This window comes from Trichodesmium erythraeum IMS101, assembly GCF_000014265.1.
Classification (GTDB): Bacteria; Cyanobacteriota; Cyanobacteriia; order Cyanobacteriales; family Microcoleaceae; genus Trichodesmium; species Trichodesmium erythraeum.
The window spans coordinates 4757841-4777242 of the sequence record NC_008312.1; the positions used below are offsets into that span (position 1 = coordinate 4757841).

Below are 19402 nucleotides of genomic sequence, written 5' to 3' on the forward strand. Positions count from 1 at the left end.
AGCTAAAAGTCTTGTTACTTTGGTTTTTTTAATTAATTTGTAATTTTTTCCAATGACTGAAACTACTATCAAATAAAGGTTAATTTTAATTCACATCAGACGTAATAAATATAACTAGGTATTCCAATAAGGGATCACAACTCATGAAACTACAAGAAATTCCTTGGGTTATTGCTCAAGCTGGTGGAAAAGGAACACGCTTAAAACACTATACGTGGAATAAGCCCAAGTGTCTACTCTCAATTGCTTCTCAGCCACTTTTATATCATTTGTTTTCTCATTTTCCAGACTCTAACTTTCTCGTTATAGGGGATTACAGTTACGAAGTCTTAGACAAATATCTGCAAGTTTTTCCACCTAAAGTTTCTGTCCAGTTAATACAAGCAAAAACTAAAGGAACAATATCTGGAATTGATCAAGCCTTAAGCTATATTCCAGAAAATAATCCATTCTTATTAGTCTGGTGTGACTTACTGTTTGAAGATATTCCTGATTGTAAAATTGAAGGAAAAAACTGGATTGGTTTGAGTCGTTCTTTCCCATGTCGCTGGTCTTATGATGATACTGGAAATTGTTTGGAGGAAGCCTCAAGCGAGCGAGGAATTGCAGGATTCTTTGTCTTCCATAATAAAACCGTTCTGAAAGATATTCCTTCATCAGGGGAATGTGTCCGTTGGTTCGCTCAAAAATCTATACAGTTTAATGAGCTTTTTCTAGATCATACCTATGAGTTCGGGACTCAGGAGCATATTGCAGAATATCAAAAACAAAGGCCTGTTAATCGCTTTTTTAACTCTGTTGAGATCGTAGGAGATCAAGTAATCAAAAAAGCACGAATCCCAGAATTTGAGACATTAATTGAAAGGGAAATTAATTGGTATCGTAATGCTCACTCATTAGGGTTTAATCATTTGCCCACCCTAATTTCTGACCAGCCAATGACTATTTCTAGAATTACAGGAGTACATCCTTTTGAATTAGAAGTCAGCTATCAACAAAAAAGAGAAATTCTGAGTGATATTTTTCAAACTTTAAATAAGCTTCATAGTTGTGATCGAAAACAGGCTAATGCTAAAACTTTGATCGAAGTTTACCTTCAAAAAACTTATAACCGTGTTAATAGTGTTGCTCAACTAATTCCTCATTTTGAAAAACCAACGATTCAAGTGAATGGTTGTCTATGTCGCAATCCCTTTCATTCTCAGTATGAAAATTTAATTTCTCAATTAGTTGCCGAAATTCAAGTTGATAACTTTATGCTAATTCATGGTGATCCAACCTTTTCTAATATACTTGTTGACAATCAAGACAAAGTTTGGCTAATTGATCCAAGGGGTTATTTTGGCTCAAGTTGGCTCTATGGTGATCCTCTGTATGACTGGGCAAAATTATACTATTCAGTTGTAGGAGACTATGATTCTTTTAATCGTCGGCGTTTCCAGCTTAAGATTATTGACCAGCAAGTTGATATTAGTATCGAAAGCAATGGTTGGCAAGATTTGGAGTCAATGTTTGTAGAAAAATTTGCCAATCAAATCTTTGTTATTAGGCTATTGCATTCCCTAATTTGGCTATCACTATCAGGCTATGTTAAAGACGATTATGATTCAATTTTAGCGAGTTTTTATAATGGATTATTTTGGTTGGAGGATGTGCTAAAATGACAGAATTAGTATTAAGTTGTTTACCGAAAACTTGGTTGATTGACATTGATGGAGTTATTCTTAAGCATAATGGCCATCAACAAAATGACGAAGTTTTGCTCCCTGGAGTTGAAGAATTTTGGCAACAGATTTCAAAACAAGATTTTGTAATTTTACTAACTGCTCGTACAGAAGATCTGCGTGATACTACCCTGTTCTTATTAGATCAACATAATCTTCGTTACAACATTGCAATTTTTGGTGTACCAACTGGAGAAAGAATTTGTATCAATGACAAAAAACCGTCAGGCCTTCTTACTAGTTATGCTATAAATTTATTAAGAGATGGAGGATTAAATTCTCTTAGAATAATAAATAATCCTAATATGTAAATTTTCAAAGCATATAGTCTAAAGTTTTTAGTTACTAGGCTTTTAAATGTGTTACTCAATAGTAACAAAAGAACAGACAGAAGGTATTTCTATTTCTCACGACATGATGATAAAATAACTTATTGAGTCACCCATTCATACACAAAGAAAACAGTTTTATGGAAAACCAAAATCAAACTGAACAAACATCAGAAGCAAATAGTCCAATTCCTTTAGAGAGAAGAACCAAAGCACAAAGTGAAATTTATGATGCTTTTGAGAAATTTATTTTTAGTAACGAAACGAAAATATTAGCCAAGCTAATAGCTAGAACCTTAATTTTTGAACAAATTATTAATGTACCTGGTGATATTGTGGAAGCTGGAGTTTACAGAGGAAGTGGGATGTTGACTTGGCTGAAACTTAAAAAAATTCTCGCACCTAACGCATTAAAGAAAGTTATTGGTTTTGACTATTTTGACACAGAATCTTTGCTTAATTCATTATCTGGACAGGATCAAATTTCCATGAAGGATTTATTTGAGACAAGGGGTTATAAACATGAAGAAGGAGCAGAACAATTTGTTCACGATTTAATTGCTAATGCAGCATTTGATAAGAATAGCTACGAGCTTGTTCAAGGTGATATTTCAAAAGTTGCTCCAGATTTTGTAGCGAAAAGACCTGGCTTCAAGATATCTTGCCTATATCTGGATTTAGACTTACATTATCCAACCTACCATGCGTTGACGGCATTTTGGGATCGAGTATCTGTTGGAGGTATTGTTGTATTTGATGAGTATGCCTATCATCAATGGTCAGAAGCGCAAGGTGCAGATCAGTTTTTTGAAAAGAAGAATATTCAAATTAAAGCTCTACATTATCCTTGTCCCACAGCTTATGTTATTAAGTCATCTAGTACAAAAAACTACACATGAATCAGAACCAACAACTTGTAAATTATTTTAAGGAACTAACTGCCCAAAGCTATCAGTTACTAAATTCTTTAGGGTTATCTTCAACTCCTATTCCTCTAAAAATATTGCTGACAGATTTGTCAGCTAGGCTTGTTGAGTTGAAGGAAAGTATGATTATTAACTACCAAAAATTAAATCGCCCTCAATATAATTGGTGTAAAACAGATACCAACTTAGGGGTTGGGCTCAATTCTATTGGTATGTTATCAGATCGACTTTCCATCTTAATCATTAAGGAATGGTGTTTACTCAATAAAACTAATTCAAATCTGAAGAAGGCTAATGATTTGTATCAAACTCAGACAATGGACATTATTTATGCTTTGGCAAGTGCCAAGCCTGGTAGTTCATCAATGAATACAAAAATAACAAGCCGTAAATCTAGGGTAATTGCAACTTCATGGGAAGAGGCTTTTTACGGTTTGTTTTCAACCAATATTGTGAATTGGGAATCTCAAGAAATTTTATATATTAAGGACATTCAAAGTTTGCCCTGTGAAGAACTAAGAAATTACATTGACTGGTTTTCATTTGGGAACATTCAAAGAAATGAATATATTCAATACTGTGAAGAACTTTATTGGTATTAAGTTTTATTTAAATAGAGTAATTTAGAAGTAATTTAGATGAGTAAAATACCTCAAACTCAGGAAAATAAACATTTAGAGTCAAATGTATATAATAACTTTAATGTTTATCCCCTCGCTGGACGTATCGGAGCAGAAATAGTTGGACTTGATCTTAAGCAGACTCTTAGCGATGAAACAATTCATGATATTCGCCAAGTATTAATCAAGTATAAGGTAATTTTCTTTAGACAGCAAGAGCTTACTGAAATAAGTCAGGTTGCCTTTGCCCGTCAATTTGGGATTCTTACCACTGCACATCCACTACTTTCATCTTTACCTGGTCATCCAGAGATCTTTGACTTCGATTATGGACGTATGGACAACCGAACTAATCAATGGCATACGGATGTGACATTTATTGATCGTCCTCCTTTTGCCTCAATTTTGCGTGCAGTTGAAATACCTGCCGTTGGAGGAGATACAATCTGGGCAAATACTGTGACAGCTTATCAAGATATGCCTATACCACTGCGTAACTTTGCTAACCAGCTTTGGGCGGTTCATAGCAATACATATAATGACTATCTAGGGGCAACTGCAAATATATCGAAAAAACGACAAGAACTAGGTAAAATTTTCACTTCAATTGAATACCAGACATTACATCCAGTAGTTCAGGTTGTTCCTGATTCGGGTGAAAGAGGGCTGTTTATTGGTGCTTTTGTCCGCCAACTTCAAGGTTTTTCGATAAATGAATCAATGCAGATACTGAAGATATTGCAATCCTATATAATACGTCCGGAAAATACTGTACGTTGGCATTGGGAACAAGGCGATATTGCTTTCTGGGATAATCGAGTAACGCAACATTATGGGATCAATGATTTTGGTTCCCAGCCTCGTCGTGTTCAACGGGTAACAATTGCGGGAAACTTACCTATTAGCCTTGAAGGTATAGAAAGCAAGTCAGTTAAGGGGGATGCCTCTGCCTATAACAGACTGAAATAGGTATGAATTGCGAGCACCCCATATTGCCAGAAATACAAGTTAACAACTGTTTGAAGTATTTAAGTTACTTCTACTCAGAGAATATAGTCATTTCACGTTAGATTGAGACAAGTGTTTCTTGCTATGAAAAGATTTCAGGTGAAAAAGTGTTTCGTTCTTAAATTAAATGACTATATATAATAATCGCCAGATCTATTAGGACAAAAAATGCCATAATATTTATCTAAATAATTAACAAGGCTATCGCGCAACGTCAAAATAGTATGTTCCCTACCCTAAAAGAAAAACTATACTATTTTGGCACTGTATGAGGCAATTATTATCAGGAAGATTTCAGGGCAAACCCATCTAAATCATGGTAATTTCTACCGTTCAGGCTTGTAGAAGTAATGAGTATAAATGCTCAAAAGCCTGGTTCCTTACCCTGTCAAAACTTTAAAACCCACATTCCGCACTTCATTATGTAGCACAAAAGGATACATGAATTATCATCAGAATTTGAGCTAACAAATTAAACAAATTAATTCTATAGAACGGCTTTGTTGCATGAATGTTGCGATCGCAGATGACTCCCTGGAGAGATGCAGGTGTACTTGATAACTTTCGGGTTTACCATTCTGTATCATGGGGTTCAGGATAGCGCATTGAATGAATAACTCCACTGCTTGATATCAAATGATCGTCTTCGTAACTTCCCACTAAATAAAACTTTGAACCTAAACATAGTGGTTTCAGATAGAGAGCGTCTATGGTATCCACTTTCATGCTTCCATTTTTGCCGTCCTATTTGACGAACTCCTCTGAGGTTCTCATCTCTGGGGGCGGGTAGGGCTTTACAGTTGCCATGCTGCCTAATCACAGCATTTTTACGCCTCTTTGGTGAGCTGTTTCATAGCACTTGTATTTGTCATCAGCCCCATCACCTGAAACTTGGGCTATTTCACCTTCTACTCCATCTAATAGGTTAGAAAATACTTGGTCGTCACTCACATCATTTGTGACAACTGCTGTGACAATCTCTCCGGTGGCCTCATTCACACTCTAGTAATTTACGTCATGTCCTACGTTTACCTACACCATGAATCCTGGTTTTCCATTCCCCTTCACCGTAGACTTTGACCCCTGTAGAATCAACTACCAAATGCATCCCTTCTGTCCTTGGTCTCACTGGTCTCCCGATACTTAGTTTTCTGACCCTACGGCATACAGTGCTATGGTCTGGTACAGGTAAATCTAATCTCTAAAAATCAAATATAGATTCTACAAATCCTTCTGTCTGTCGCCGCGCCCTGCAAACAAACTACTGAGAGTGACCATTAGTTCAATAGCTACATCGCTATAGGTATTCGGTGCTCCCTGACGCCCAGTTTGATGTTGGTTTACCCACTGTTCTATCACTTCATAACTTAGCCAAAATGTCAGCCTCCCTCTCTGCTTTAAGGAGGCATCATCCATACGACCAGTTGCTAACCCGGTACTTGGACTTGGACTTAGACTTGGACTTACTCATAAGGAGAGTTAATGCAGGATTTTGTGCTACCCACTGTTATTTTTACCATCTTTCCTTGCTTTGTGCAACAAAGTATTTGTCTATTTTTAAATCTCTAAATTTATCGAACTTTCAAACGTTATTTAAAGTAAAATTTTTGGCACAAGTATTTATAAATTAATTAATAACAGTAAAATTACCCTTGCTTATCTAACTTTTGATAGGTAAGATAATACTACTCTTTTGTAATAATTTCCATGACACACAATACCTCAGTAAATACTCCACATCTAGTCAAAACCCTGAGACAGCGTTTAGGACTATCTCAGACAAAATTTGCTAAACACTTAGGTATATCATTCCAGACGGCAAATAATAGGGAAAATGGACATAGTCGCTCATCTCCAATAGTGATAAAATCAATCTACTCACTAAATTAAGGTATTAGGAAAAGATAAAACAGATTTATTAAAGAGGTTTTTGTCTAGAAAAAAATCTGACATTTTGTTCTGTAAAAAATCAAATTAACTACTTATAAATTAAAATATTTGTAATCATGCTATCCTCAATATTTCAAGCTTGCATTCCTAAAGCCGAAATTCAATCAGGTAATTTATCAGCAGAAATATTTGCAGCTAAACTAATATCAGTTGTAGAAGGAAAAGCTCCTTATGTTTATCAAAATGCTGATGCTTTTTTTGCCAATACTTATCCCACTGACGGGCTAAAAAGTCTGATTAAAGAAGTATTTTCTCGTCTCAATAAGTCAGCAGCAGGGGCACCTGTGATTAGATTAGAAACAAGTTTTGGTGGTGGTAAAACTCACGATGAAATAGCTATTTGGCATATTTGTCAAGCAGGTAGAAAAATACAAGGTTTAGAACGTTTTACTGATTTAAATTTAATTCCTAATTCTCCTATTCAAGTAGCAGCAGTAGATGGTCGTGACTTAGACCCAGAGAATGGTGTTTTTCATCAAGATACAGGAATTACAACTTATACTTTATGGGGAGAAATTGCCTATCAAATAGGAGGAATTGCCGGTTATGAACTTTTGTCTGGTAGTGATAAAAAAGGGGGTAGTCCGGGTACTTCTGTTCTTGAAAATTTGATTAATGGCAACCCCACAGTAATTATATTAGATGAAATTGCCCATTGTTTACGAACTGCTAAAGCAAAGATTGTTGGTGATACTAATTTAGCAGAACAAGTGGTGGCTTTTGTATTTACTTTAATGAACTTAGCAGGTGCTAGTGATAATATTGTATTTGTTTACTCTTTAGCTTCTACATCCGACACTTTTTCTCAGGAAACTACAGAATTCAAAGAAGAAATATCCAAAGAATTAAAAGAAGTAAGATCTGCTTCGGCACGACAAGAATTAATTATTAGTCCTTCTACAGATGTGGAAGTTTATAATATTGTCAAACAACGATTATTTGATAGTGTAAGTGCTGAAGTTGCTGAAAAAATCTCCAAACAATATCTTGAATCATATCGCGCTTGTAAACTCAATTTACCAGATGGATGTAAAGATGCTGACTATGCAAGTGCAATTACTCAAAGTTACCCATTCCATCCAGAGTTATTTAACCTATTGACGAAAAAAATTGCCTCTATCCCAGAGTTTCAAAAAACTAGAGGTGCGTTACGTTTATTTGCTCAGGTTGTCAAATATCTATGGCAAAACCCCCCAGAACATACTCTCATGATACATACTCACCACATACCAGTGGGAATGGATGACAAGGTAACTAATGACTTGACCTCCAAACTACAACGTTCTCAGATGATGCCTCCTATTAGGGCAGATATTTACAATACCGATGGCAGAAAAGCTTATGCTCAGGTTCAAGATGAAAACTGGATAGCAGCAGGTAAACCAACTTTTACAACTTGGACTGCTAGAACAATTTTTCTTCATTCTTTGACTCGAGGTACTTCTTCTGGTATAAATAAATCGGAATTAAATTTATCTCTCTTAACACCAGGAATTGAAATTGGATTTGTGGAACGTGCTTTGGAAAAGTTAACTTCAGTTGCTTGGTATTTAGACTATGACCCTATAACATCTAGAAGTAGATTTAAAGAAGAGCCTTCAATTAATAAAATTGTGACTGAGGAAAAAGATATGGTAGGGATAATTGAAGCTAAAGACTATTTACGAGAGCGACGGGATAGTATTTTTGCTAAAAATATATTTAACAATTTAATTTTAGCTCCAGCTAGTCCTTCTGATATTGATGATAAACCGGATGAAATTGCTCTATGTTTAATTGATTTTGATGAAGCAACGGTAAAATCTACTACAGATAATCCGCCGGAAATTGTGGATAAAATGTTTAATAATACGGGTGAATCAGGAAAATTCAGAGTTTATCGTAACCGTTTATTATTCTTACTTGCTAATGAAATTGAATTACAAAAAACTGTCGATAATGCTAGGGAATATAAGGCTATTCAAAACATTTTAAAAAGTCAAAATCGTCTGCAAGACTTATCAGAAACTCAGAAGAAACAACTGAAGGAAAGAAGCGGAGCAAAAGACTTAGATGTGAGAGTTTCTTTAACTAATACTTACCGTCATTTATTCTATCCGAGTAATGACCCGAAAAAAGCTCCTAATGGTTTAATGCACTATACTTTACCTACTCAAGATTCTAGTACAATTAAAGGTAAAAGTAATCAACAAGATATAATTGTTAAGGCTCTCAAAGACTGTCAAAAATTTCGTTCGGAAGAGGAAGCTAAACCTTATGCACCTGCTTTTATTTTACAGAAAGTTTGGTCTAGTGGGTTAGACTCAATATCTACAAAAGGTATTAAGGACACATTTGCTAAAGACTTAAGCTTAAAATTTCTGATGGGTGGAGAAATTTCATTGTTACGAGATACTATTCTCAAGGGGGTACAAGAGGGGCAGTGGGATATGAAAGTAGGGGAGCAGTTGTTTATCAAAACAGAGCTTGGTTTACCCAGTTTAACTAATATCAAAATCGAATTTTCTGACAATATTGTATTGTACCGTCGGGGAATATTGGAACCTCCTGCACCAAAAATAATTGAACTTAATGCTCAGGTGATGCAGAGTCGGGAAGCTGCTAAACCTGTAGGAGTCAGATGGAAAGCTAAGGGTGCTTTGACTGTTACTCTCTACCAAGATAATGATGTCATTCCTGGTAATTTTAAGCCAAGTGATGAGTATAAAACTACTATTACTGAGAATACTGTTTTCAAGGTTATAGCTGACTATGGTAATGATGAAACTGAGTCAAAAGAATATGCTGTTACTCTTGCTCCGGCGAGAAGTGTTAAGTCTCCCACGGGTACTTATCGAGTTCCTGGTAAGAGTGATAGTGAGGGTACTCAAGGAAATGTCTTTGACTTTCAACCCCCCAATATTAACCTAGAGGGAACGGTTAATGCTGTGTTCACTAAATTTGTTGATGAATGTAGCGATCGCAAAGTCGCAACTATTGAGTCTTTAGAATTAACGGTAGATAAAACAGTAGACTATCGTAAAATAGGTACAGCTTTACCATTACTTAGCAGGTTTAACATTTCCATAGACCAAACAGTAACTATTCAAGCACCAGACCAGTTTGTGCGGCTTGAATATCAAGGGAAAATACGGGGGTTTCAAAGTTTTTTCACTACTATTAGTGGTTTACTGAATGTACCAAACGCTCAAGCAGATGTTAGTATCAAAATTACTATTGAGTTTACTACACCTATTACACCAGGAGGTCACGAACTCAATGCTATCAAACAAGCCTTAACCCGTAACCCGGTTGAGCACATTAGCTTAAATGCAAAGGTGACATATTAATGCAAGAGTTTCAGTTAAGAGTTGTGCCATTAGATAATAATAATTTGGCATTGGAATTATATCAATGTTCTTATAAAAAAGCAGGGGAGAAAAAACGACCTTCTGCTAAGAGAATTGCGAAGATAAAAGGTAATGCTTTAATATTAGCAAGACAGGCAATTTATCAAACTCTTAAAGTTAATAAATATGACCCAAAAACTCTTTCTTATAAACGGCAATCTCCTTATATTTTGTCTGAAGAGTCTGGAGTAAGTTTAGCAATTTTATTTCAGGCGTTACAACCTTTATCAAAACTAGAAAGAATGTCTAATATTACTGAGGGAGTAATGGAAATGAGTGATGAAGAAGCTCATTATTGGTTTGGTAAAATTAATAATGGTAAACGCAGTCCAGCTTTGAAAGCGATGAGAGTTTTATTAGGAGACCTGTAAATAAATATATATATCGCGGCCATATTTTCACTAATATCTATCCATTATTTATAGGAAAAAATAAATGAATAATTCCCAACGTCCGACTGTTTTTATTGAAAAAATTATGCCTGTGAAATTATTAAATCAACAGGTTTATTATGAACATGGAGGTAATCCTTTTAAGGGGTTGCATCGCTGGTATTCTCGTAAACCTTTATCGTTTTCAAGAGCTTCGGTTTTAGCTTCTTTATTGCCTGATGATATTTCTGTAGAAGAGTTTGAGTATTTATTAGGGTTGAAAAAGCGGAGCAATTCTATTCAAAAAAGTGAACAGTATAAGGATGATACTAAGCTTTATAAAACTCCTCCTGATGAAACAAGAATTAAGCAGGTACATGACTACTGTGAGAAAACCTGGGGGACCAGAACACCTACTATTTTGGATGCGTTCGGTGGTGGTGGGAGTATTCCTTTTGAAGCAGCGCGGTATGGGTTGAATGTTTTGGCATCAGATTTGAATCCGGTGGCAGTGGTGACAATGAAAGCAGCGATGGAATATCCTTTGAAATTCGGACCTGACTTGCAGCAGGATATTGATAAGTGGGTGCAGTGGGTAGGGGATGAGGCAGAGAAACGGTTGGCTGAGTTTTTCCCGTCGTTGCCAGGGGAAAGGGTGCAGAATTATTTGTGGGCCCATACGGTGGTTTGTCCCAGTTGTCAGTCGGTTGTGCCTTTGAGTCCGAATTGGTGGTTATATAAACGCCCGGAAAAGCAGAATTTACATAAATGGTGTGCGGTGAAACCTATTCCTAATCCTGAAGGGAAGCGGGTTGATTTTGAGTTGATAAAAGGAAGTAAGGGAAAAGGTACGACTATTAAGACTGATGAGGGTGAGTTCGATCCGAGTGACTACAATACTATTAGTAGGGGTGTGGGTAAATGTTTGAATTGTGGTAATGTGATTGAGGATGGTGTAATTAAATCTCAGGCACGGTCAGGAAAGCTTGGGCATCAAATGTATGCAGTGGCATTTAAAAAAGGTAAGGGAAGTTTAGAGTTTAGATTACCTCAAAATGTTGACTTTGATGGATTGGGTAAAACTGATTATTATTTGAATAGTAGTTTTGAGGAATTTCAATTAAGTGGTTTATTACCAGAAATCGAAATTAACTCTGGTGAGAAAACAGACGAACTTATTAGATATGGAATTAACCAATGGTCAAAATTATTTAATCCCCGTCAACTTCTAACCCTTGTCACTTATGTCGAAATTATTAACGATGTTAAGTTACAATTACAAGCAGAATATGAACCCGATAAAGTAGAGGCGATCGCTACTTATTTGGCATTGATATTGGATAGATGCGTTGACATAAACAGCAGACTTACTCACCTAAACCCAGCAGGAAGTTGGGGAATTCAAATGTCATCTGCCCAACATTCTCTTAATTTAATGTGGAACTACGTTGAAGCATCTGGTAGTGCAAAGCTTTGGTCAGTATATTCTCAAACTGTTCAAAGCGGATATCCTAAAATTTGCCAACTCCTCAACGCCAAACCTCTACCCATTGACACCCAACAACACAACAAAACCATCCAAATAGACTCCACATCAGCAGACACCCTCTACCACATCCCCAATAACTCAGTAGATGCCATCATCACCGACCCGCCCTACTACGCCACCATTCAATACGCCGAACTATCGGACTTTTTCTACGTCTGGCAGCGCCGAGTCTTAGGCGATATCTTCCCCGACCTCTACTTAACCGAACTCACCGACAAAGACAGAGAAGCAGTTGCCAACCCCTCCCGCTTCCGCAACATGGGAACATCCCCCGATGAACTTGCAAACCAAGACTACGAAGCAAAAATGGCACTCGCCTTTGCCGAACATTACCGAGTCTTGCGCGACGACGGCGTAATGACGGTACAATTTAACCACAAAGAGTCCGGCGCGTGGGATGTCTTAGCAAAATCTCTCATTGACGCTGGTTTTGAAATCACCGCATCTTGGGCAGTCAGTACTGAAAACCCCCAAAACCTCCATCAAGCTAAGAAAAATTCTGTTTCCAGCACCGTCTTACTTGTCTGTCGCAAACGTGACCCCAACGCCCCTCAAGCATGGTGGGATGACCTGCAACCAGAAGTTGCCAACCAAGTAGAGGAACGCGCCCCCGACTTTGAAAAAAATGACATCACGGGAATTGACCTATATCTCAGCGCATTCGGCCCAGCATTAAACGTATTCAGTCGTTCCTATCCCATATTAGACAACAGTGGAGTAGAAGTCCGCCCCGAAGTCGCCTTTGCTGAAGCTAGAAAAGCGATCGCTAACTACCGCTTCCAGAAACTTGTACAAACAGACACAGCGGGCTTTGATATTTTGACCCAATGGTATTTATTAGCTTGGGATGCTTTCAGTGCCAGGGAGTTCCCCTTTGATGAAGCCAGACAACTTGCCCTAGCCATAGGAGGTTTCAACGTCAACGACCTGGTTAAAGTTCACAAATTATTAGACTCAACGAGTGGCACTTGCAAATTATTAACACCCCGACAACGACTGAAAAAACGAGCATTTTCGGTCACTCCACAAGATTTTTCTAGTCAATATTTAGTAGATGACATTCATGCTATTATTGCTATTTATCAAGAAGAGGAAAATGTAGAAGTAGTCCGTCGGTTTATGGAAAAAACAGGATTATTAAGCAATGAAATGTTTATGCAAACTATTGAAGTAGCATTAAAAGTAATTCCCGATAAAATAGAAGAGGAACAAACCTTGATGAATTTGTGTTTAATGATGGATGAAATTAAAGATAATGTCAGTACCCAAGGGAAACAATTAGAATTATTTGAACAGCAGTTAAGCTTAGATTTTGGAGATGTTTAAATAGCAATTTATAGTTAAAACTTCTACATTCAAAACTAATAGAAGTTTTATCAGTAAAATTGCAGACATAAAAGCCAACATAGACATTAAATTAATTCCCATAACTGATAATTGATAACTAATAACTGAAAAATGCCTAACTTCCGTTCCCATTATTGGTCTATTAGCTACTCCAGCAATGAAAATAATCCTATTGCTGACTTCTATATCCCTGCCTTAGAATGTGCTATTCAATATGATAGAAAATCTGGTTTTTTTAGTAGTGCTATTCTCAGTAAAGTAACCAGAGGATTAGGAGCAATGCTTCAAAATGAAGGTAAAATACGTCTGATTATGGGATGTCAATTTAACCCTCAAGATTTAGAAACCATTCAAAAAGGTTATGAGTTGAGAAAAGCTCTAACCCTTCGTCTTGATGCTGACTTAAAACCACCAGAAAATTTTGCCCAGCTCAAACATTTTGAAATTCTTAGTTGGTTAATTTCTACAGGTTATTTAGATATTAAAATTGCCATTCCTCTTAAAAATAACGGACTGCCAGAAGCAAGCGATCAACAATTAGACCCCCAACATATTTTCCATGAAAAAGTTGGAATTTTTACGGATAAAAATGGCGACCAAATAGCCTTTAGTGGTTCTAATAATGAATCATTAGGAGGATGGGAACAAAACGTAGAATCGTTTCATGTTTATTGTGCTTGGGAAGGAGAAAGAGACTTTGATAGAGTACAAGAAGAAGTATATAGATTTGAGAAACTTTGGCATAATTTAGCTCCTAATGTGAAAGTATTTAATATTCCAGAAGCCGTTGCAGAAAAACTTTTACGTTATACTCCCTCTACTAAACCCACTTGGAATGAAAAAGTTGAATTTGACACAAGACCATTACCATCAAAACTATCATATTTTTCTGACAACAAATCCGAGGAAAAAGAGGAAAGTAAAAACATATTTTCTACAGATAATATTGTCGAGAAAACCATCACAAATATCTCAGAAGCAGACAAAGAAAAAGAACTTCAAGCTTTTAATATTATCATAAATTCTCATCAACATCCTGGTTGCCTAGACTATTGCTTACAATCCATCACAATCGACCCTTGGCCTCATCAAATAAAAATTCTTAAACAAGTTGCTAAAAAATTCCCCTGTAACTTTCTCATAGCAGATGAAGTTGGATTAGGAAAAACAATTGAAACAGGTTTAATCTTACGTTATTTACTCCTCACAAAAGCCATCCAACGAGTTTTAGTATTAGCACCAGCTAGCGTTCAACCACAATGGCAAGAAGAACTCAGAGAAAAATTTAATCTGCACTTTTGGAGTTACAACAAAGGAGAATTTAAAGACCCCTACGATAACACTTCAACTATTAACAAAACTAACCCTTGGAACAGTCATAAACTAATATTAGCATCCTCCCATTTAGTCAGACGTGCTGAGAGAATGACAGAAATATTAGCAGCAGAAAAATGGGATTTAATTATTTTAGATGAAGCTCATCATGCTCGTCGCCAAGCCCCCCAAAATAGGAAAGAAACCCCTAACTCTCTCTTGAAATTAATGCAGCAGTTACGAGAAAAAACTAAATCTTTAATCCTATTATCTGCCACTCCTATGCAAATAGATCCTATCGAAGTATTTGACTTATTAGAACTTTTAGGATTAAAAGGACATTGGAGTTATGGGGATAATTTTTGTAACTATTTTGCCTCTTTATCAGGTAAACCAGACGAGCATACTTTCAATTTTTGGCAGGTAATGACTACAGATTATTTTAGACTAGGAGGAGTACCTTCCTCTCAGTTTGCATCCTATCTAAATAAAAGCGATCGCTTAATGTCCTACCGCCTCCGAGATATTTGGCAACAAGGGAAAAAAATAGTTAATCATAAAAAACTAGCACAGGATAAACCCTTTGTGAATACTTCCCGCCAATACCTAACTATTAATACTCCCCTCAAAGACTTGATGTTTCGTCACACCCGGGACACCTTACGTCAATATTATCGCCGTGGAATTCTCAATAGAGATATTCCCAAACGAGTTGTACAGGATAAAGCCATTATATTAGAACCCAACAGAGAAGTACAATTATATGTAGAAGTTAGTGACTATGTACGTCATTTCTATAAATTAGCTCAAAAAGAAAATCGTCAGGCGCTAGGTTTTCTAATGACTCTTTACCGCAAACGTCTCACCAGCTCGTTTTTTGCAATTCGGGAGTCATTGCAACGTCGTTTGGATGGTATTAGTATTACCGCTGACGACTTGGGAGACTTAGATGATGCTGACGATGCTATTATTACAGGATTAGAAAGTTATTGCCAAACTGAAACTGTAGACCCCCAGGAAATTGAATATTTAGAAAGTCTATTGTTGCAGTTTGAAAATACTGGTGAAGATACTAAACTATCTCACTTCATCACAACTTTAAGAACAGAATTAATAGATAGAGACAGTGTAATTATATTTACCCAATATACCGACACAATGGATTATTTACGACGGACTTTAAAAGATTTATATGGTAGTCAAATTGCCTGTTATTCTGGACGCGGTGGAGAAGTTTATCAAGATCAAAAATGGTGTCTAGTTCCTAAAGAGAAAATCAAACAAAAATTTCGAGCTGGAAGTATAAAAATATTATTATGTACTGAGTCAGCATCCGAAGGTTTAAACTTACAAACCTGTGGAGTAATTATTAATTATGATATGCCTTGGAACCCAATGCGAGTTGAACAGAGAATTGGTAGATTAGATAGAATAGGTCAATTTTATCCCACTGTGAGAATTTATAACTTTTATTATGATGGAACAGTAGAAGCTAAAGTTTATAAAAAACTGCGCGATCGTATTGATACTTTTCAAAATATAGTAGGCAACCTTCAACCTATTTTAGCCAAAGTTCCTACTTTTATAGAGAAAGCAGTTATGAGTGCCGACCCTGAAGAAGAAAATGTATTAATGTCTGATTTTGATAAAAATGTGTTAAATACTCCTCCATTAAGACCTGCTTTAGATGAGATGGTAGCCATGGATGTAGAGACAGACTTGACGGAAATTAGACAACCGCTAATTCCTACAAATTTATCTGCTGAACTAATAGAAAACTTATTTACTGATTCGTTACTATTAAAATTATCAGGGATAAAATTTACATTTTTAGAGGATAAATTGTGGCAGTTAAACTATCAAAATAGTAATTATCAAGTAACATTTGATGTGAATGTTTTTGAGGGTAAACCATCTGTAAGATTTATGAGCTTTGGAGAACCTTTATTTGAAGAATTGTTAGGGTTAATAATGAATAATAGCAGCAACCTTTAACCAATCATCAATTAAATCTCCTAATAAATCACTTATATCCCCTATGCTTTTATGACTACACCCATAAAAGTTTGGTTAGAAACTTCAACTAAGTAGAATGGAGAGGGGCTAGGTAATCCTTGAAAATATTAAGTGCTTTAGTCTTTTTGGAGATGTCTACTAGCTAATATTTTAGTTGCAGCTTTAAAAGGACAGAAAAGATACCAAATGAGTTATATAAGTCCGGTAGATGCTAACCATTGATAAACGAAATTGACTTCAATTATGTTGTGTAGACATAAACTTTTTCTTCCTACAATTTTTGCTTTTGAATCTTAGAGGCTGTTTGAAAAGGGGTAGGAGTGTAGCTTTATCAGCCAAAGCAATGAGAACTTAAGCGCGCTCATACTCATACTGAATCTGTCCAAAAGGAATTAAAAATGCCTTAAATTCAAAAGGTGTAAGTTTTTTGAATTTATTCAGCAAGCCTTAATTATTCTTAACTTAATTGGAGTTAAAATTGTATTACGACGTTTAGGAAAAATTTGACCATAATTAGTTAATTCTAATCGATGATGAGAAATAATTGTTGCTAAAGTTAATTTCATTTGATATAAAGCTATGTCTGCACCAATACAACCACGCATTCCTCTTCCAAAAGGTAAAAATTCAAAAGAGGAAAAACGATGTTCAATAAAACGCTCCGGTTTAAACTCCTCTGGTTGATCATAAATATCTTCGCGATGATGTAAAATATAAGTACCAACTGTTACTAACATTCCCTTATCAAGTTGATAGCCATTAATTTCTGTTGTATTTTTAACTATTCTAGGAATCATAAACATGGTCACAGGATATTTACGCAAAGTTTCATTACAAACTGCACTTAAATAAGGAAGATTAAACAGACTCAGAGGTTCTGGAGAATCCCCTAAGTTATTGATTTCTTCTAATAGTTTTTCTTTGATTTTACTGTTACGGTAAACTTCATACCATGACCAAGCTATAGATGCTGCTGTTGATTCATTTCCTGTAAATAATAATGATAATAATTGACCTAATAATTCTTCATCATTGAGAAAATTTCCTTTCTCATCTTGAGCAGTCATTAAAAGACTTAAAATATCTGTTCTTTCTTGGTTAGGATGATTCCGGCGCTCGGCAATTTCCTGATAAATTAGCTGTTGTATTTTTCGCCTTTGTTGCAAAAAATTTCCCCAAGGACTTACCAATCCTAAATCTTGTTGTAGAAATTTAAAAAATAAAGGAAAACCAAAAACATTAGCAGCAAATAAGCTTACCATGTTAATCATCAGTTGTTTGATTTTTTGATAGCGCTCTTGTTGATAGTTACCAAACAATAATTTAATCATTACTTGCATAGAAATTTCTTGAGCTATTTCTAATGCTGAAAACGATTGATTGAATGGTAAATTTTCAATTAAATTATTAACTAAATTACAAATTAATTCCCCATAAGTTTTTATATGTTTTCCATGTAAAGCAGGAATTAATAATTTGCGCATTTTTTTATGATTAGTTCCTTCTAAGATAAAAAAAGAACTATCGCCAAAAATAGCAGTTAATTCACTATCAAAAGAAGTAGTTGTCAGATCTCCTTGACAATTTTCAATAATTTGTTTAGCGGCTGAAGGAGTATAAAATACCATTAATGGTTTACCAAAATTTATCCCTTGGGCATAAAAAGCATCTTTATAACTCGAGTAAGCCTTTTGCCAATAACTAACTGGATTAGTAATATAATTAAATCTTTGTAGCCACAAGGGAGTTTTTAATGCACAAACTTGTTTCATCCTAGACCTCCTGAAAAGTTTAAATTCAATCAACAGGACTTACATAGTGTCGCTATATGTAGTTTCTTTTTAGTAATTATCTTAAATATTTACACTACATTTATTTCCTTTGCATAAGCCCTGATTAATTCAAGATATAGTATTAATAATTTCATCCTCCTATTACCTATTCCCTATTCCCTGACTTCTGCAAGAAGTCTAAGAAAGTGTCTATAAAATAAATCTTAATATTTGTTTTATAGACACCCTCTAAGCATTCAGTAGTCAGCTATCAGCTTTGTTACCTTCGTGGTATAGTTGACTTCTCGAACACGAGCTCCTGTTTGGTCAAAGTGCTCCCAGGGACTACTCAATAGTCCTGCTTCATAGATTTCGCTTTTTTCTCTCTCAAAAAAAGTCTGGTTTTTGATTAATAAATTAGACAAATGCCCGGCTGACATGGAGACGCCCATATTCTCTAAAAACTCTAACAGTTTGCCTTAGGTCATATTTCCCCTATAGTACAAACTAATGATTAAGGTTTTGATTGCCGGAGCAAATTCTCCTTCGTAACCTAGTGGTAATTCTGCCAAAAAAGTTTTTCGGTTTTGAGGTAAGTAGTATTTTTCCTTGCGAAACAATACGTTATCTGTTTTTAGTAAAATATCTTGAACAATTACTTCTTCGTAACCTTTAAACTCTGCATATGCTGGTAGCTCTTCCTTTGAATAGAATACTATCTCTTCTCGGTCTACTTTTATTGTCTCCTTTTTACTGGTTTTACTATGTTCTCTTGGAGTTTTTCGTTTTTTCTCTGACGAGTGGTCTTTCTGAAATTCTCTCTTTTTGCTAGCTTTGATGTCTGGTTTGCCTTATTCACCTATGAGACGGTTGTTTCCGTCCCGTAGCTTTTGGTTTTCTTCTTCTAATTGTGTAACTTTTGAGTTAAGTTGTTCTACCAGATTCAGTAATAGTTCTACTGTTTGATGCACTCAGACCTCTGCAATCTTTCCTGGGTCAATTGATTACAGTAATGTGGTGACTAATTTCTCTGATGATAGTTTTTGCCTCATGAGTCATATTTTACAACACTAGGTGTACTTTTTCT

At 35.7% G+C, this 19402-nt stretch carries 12 protein-coding genes and 1 pseudogene; 10 read left to right on the top strand and 3 right to left on the bottom strand.

The window, feature by feature from the left end; all coding sequences use genetic code 11:
- The first annotated feature begins 143 nt into the window (after positions 1-143).
- The 5 genes from TERY_RS14880 to TERY_RS14900 all read left to right on the top strand — a co-directional run bounded on the left by TERY_RS14880 (position 144) and on the right by TERY_RS14900 (position 4568).
- The gene (locus TERY_RS14880; protein ID WP_011612587.1) at positions 144-1664 is read left to right on the top strand and encodes a phosphotransferase; all 1521 of its coding nucleotides are present in this window, start codon (positions 144-146) and stop codon (positions 1662-1664) included.
- Positions 1640-2035, top strand: a complete 396-nt coding sequence (locus tag TERY_RS14885) for a hypothetical protein (protein ID WP_196797067.1) — start codon at positions 1640-1642, stop codon at positions 2033-2035. The genes TERY_RS14880 and TERY_RS14885 overlap by 25 nt, the downstream gene beginning before the upstream one ends.
- Positions 2036-2193: 158 nt before the next feature.
- A complete protein-coding gene (locus tag TERY_RS14890) occupies positions 2194-2952 on the top strand; it encodes a TylF/MycF/NovP-related O-methyltransferase (RefSeq protein WP_011612589.1) in 759 nt (252 codons plus the stop codon).
- The gene (locus TERY_RS14895; RefSeq protein ID WP_011612590.1) at positions 2949-3581 is read left to right on the top strand and encodes a hypothetical protein; all 633 of its coding nucleotides are present in this window, start codon (positions 2949-2951) and stop codon (positions 3579-3581) included. The genes TERY_RS14890 and TERY_RS14895 overlap by 4 nt, the downstream gene beginning before the upstream one ends.
- Positions 3582-3617: 36 nt before the next feature.
- Positions 3618-4568: a TauD/TfdA family dioxygenase gene (locus TERY_RS14900; protein WP_011612591.1), complete on the top strand. Its 951-nt coding sequence runs from the start codon at positions 3618-3620 to the stop codon at positions 4566-4568.
- 590 nt (positions 4569-5158) lie between these two features.
- On the opposite strand, the pseudogene TERY_RS30825 reads toward TERY_RS14900, so the two are convergent.
- Positions 5159-6078: pseudogene (locus tag TERY_RS30825) on the bottom strand (IS5 family transposase); the annotation flags it as partial.
- Between the two features lie 236 nt (positions 6079-6314).
- On the opposite strand from TERY_RS30825, the gene TERY_RS28195 reads away from it, so the two are divergent.
- The 5 genes from TERY_RS28195 (at position 6315) to TERY_RS14935 (ending at position 16522) form a co-directional block, all read left to right on the top strand.
- Positions 6315-6497 (top strand): helix-turn-helix domain-containing protein, encoded by a 183-nt coding sequence (locus tag TERY_RS28195; protein WP_044136846.1) that lies wholly within the window; start codon positions 6315-6317, stop codon positions 6495-6497.
- Positions 6498-6613: 116 nt separating this feature from the next.
- The gene (locus TERY_RS14920) at positions 6614-9886 is read left to right on the top strand and encodes a DUF499 domain-containing protein (RefSeq protein WP_011612596.1); all 3273 of its coding nucleotides are present in this window, start codon (positions 6614-6616) and stop codon (positions 9884-9886) included.
- Positions 9886-10317, top strand: coding sequence for a DUF7680 family protein (locus tag TERY_RS14925; protein ID WP_011612597.1), 432 nt, complete (start codon positions 9886-9888; stop codon positions 10315-10317). The genes TERY_RS14920 and TERY_RS14925 overlap by 1 nt, the downstream gene beginning before the upstream one ends.
- Positions 10318-10381: 64 nt before the next feature.
- A complete protein-coding gene (locus TERY_RS14930) occupies positions 10382-13192 on the top strand; it encodes a DUF1156 domain-containing protein (protein WP_011612598.1) in 2811 nt (936 codons plus the stop codon).
- A 132-nt stretch (positions 13193-13324) separates the two neighbouring features.
- Positions 13325-16522 (top strand): helicase-related protein, encoded by a 3198-nt coding sequence (locus TERY_RS14935; protein ID WP_011612599.1) that lies wholly within the window; start codon positions 13325-13327, stop codon positions 16520-16522.
- Positions 16523-16980: 458 nt separating this feature from the next.
- Here the strand turns inward: TERY_RS14935 and TERY_RS14940 are convergent, their stop codons facing one another.
- On the bottom strand, positions 16981-18315 hold the full coding sequence (locus TERY_RS14940) for a cytochrome P450 (protein WP_011612600.1): 1335 nt from the start codon (positions 18313-18315) through the stop codon (positions 16981-16983).
- A gap of 257 nt (positions 18316-18572) precedes the next feature.
- On the bottom strand, positions 18573-18767 hold the full coding sequence (locus TERY_RS14945) for a hypothetical protein (RefSeq protein WP_196797069.1): 195 nt from the start codon (positions 18765-18767) through the stop codon (positions 18573-18575).
- Positions 18768-19402: the final 635 nt, after the last annotated feature.

What these genes read in the sequence shown, in the direction of transcription:
- TERY_RS14880 (WP_011612587.1), top strand. Translation starts at nt 144, where the DNA reads ATGAAACTACAAGAAATTCCTTGGGTTATTGCTCAAGCTGGTGGAAAA.
- TERY_RS14930 (WP_011612598.1), top strand. Translation starts at nt 10,382, where the DNA reads ATGAATAATTCCCAACGTCCGACTGTTTTTATTGAAAAAATTATGCCT.
- TERY_RS28195 (WP_044136846.1), top strand. Translation starts at nt 6,315, where the DNA reads ATGACACACAATACCTCAGTAAATACTCCACATCTAGTCAAAACCCTG.
- TERY_RS14935 (WP_011612599.1), top strand. Translation starts at nt 13,325, where the DNA reads ATGCCTAACTTCCGTTCCCATTATTGGTCTATTAGCTACTCCAGCAAT.
- TERY_RS14895 (WP_011612590.1), top strand. Translation starts at nt 2,949, where the DNA reads ATGAATCAGAACCAACAACTTGTAAATTATTTTAAGGAACTAACTGCC.
- TERY_RS14945 (WP_196797069.1), bottom strand. Translation starts at nt 18,767, where the DNA reads ATGGGCGTCTCCATGTCAGCCGGGCATTTGTCTAATTTATTAATCAAA.
- TERY_RS14925 (WP_011612597.1), top strand. Translation starts at nt 9,886, where the DNA reads ATGCAAGAGTTTCAGTTAAGAGTTGTGCCATTAGATAATAATAATTTG.
- TERY_RS14940 (WP_011612600.1), bottom strand. Translation starts at nt 18,315, where the DNA reads ATGAAACAAGTTTGTGCATTAAAAACTCCCTTGTGGCTACAAAGATTT.
- TERY_RS14890 (WP_011612589.1), top strand. Translation starts at nt 2,194, where the DNA reads ATGGAAAACCAAAATCAAACTGAACAAACATCAGAAGCAAATAGTCCA.
- TERY_RS14900 (WP_011612591.1), top strand. Translation starts at nt 3,618, where the DNA reads ATGAGTAAAATACCTCAAACTCAGGAAAATAAACATTTAGAGTCAAAT.
- TERY_RS14920 (WP_011612596.1), top strand. Translation starts at nt 6,614, where the DNA reads ATGCTATCCTCAATATTTCAAGCTTGCATTCCTAAAGCCGAAATTCAA.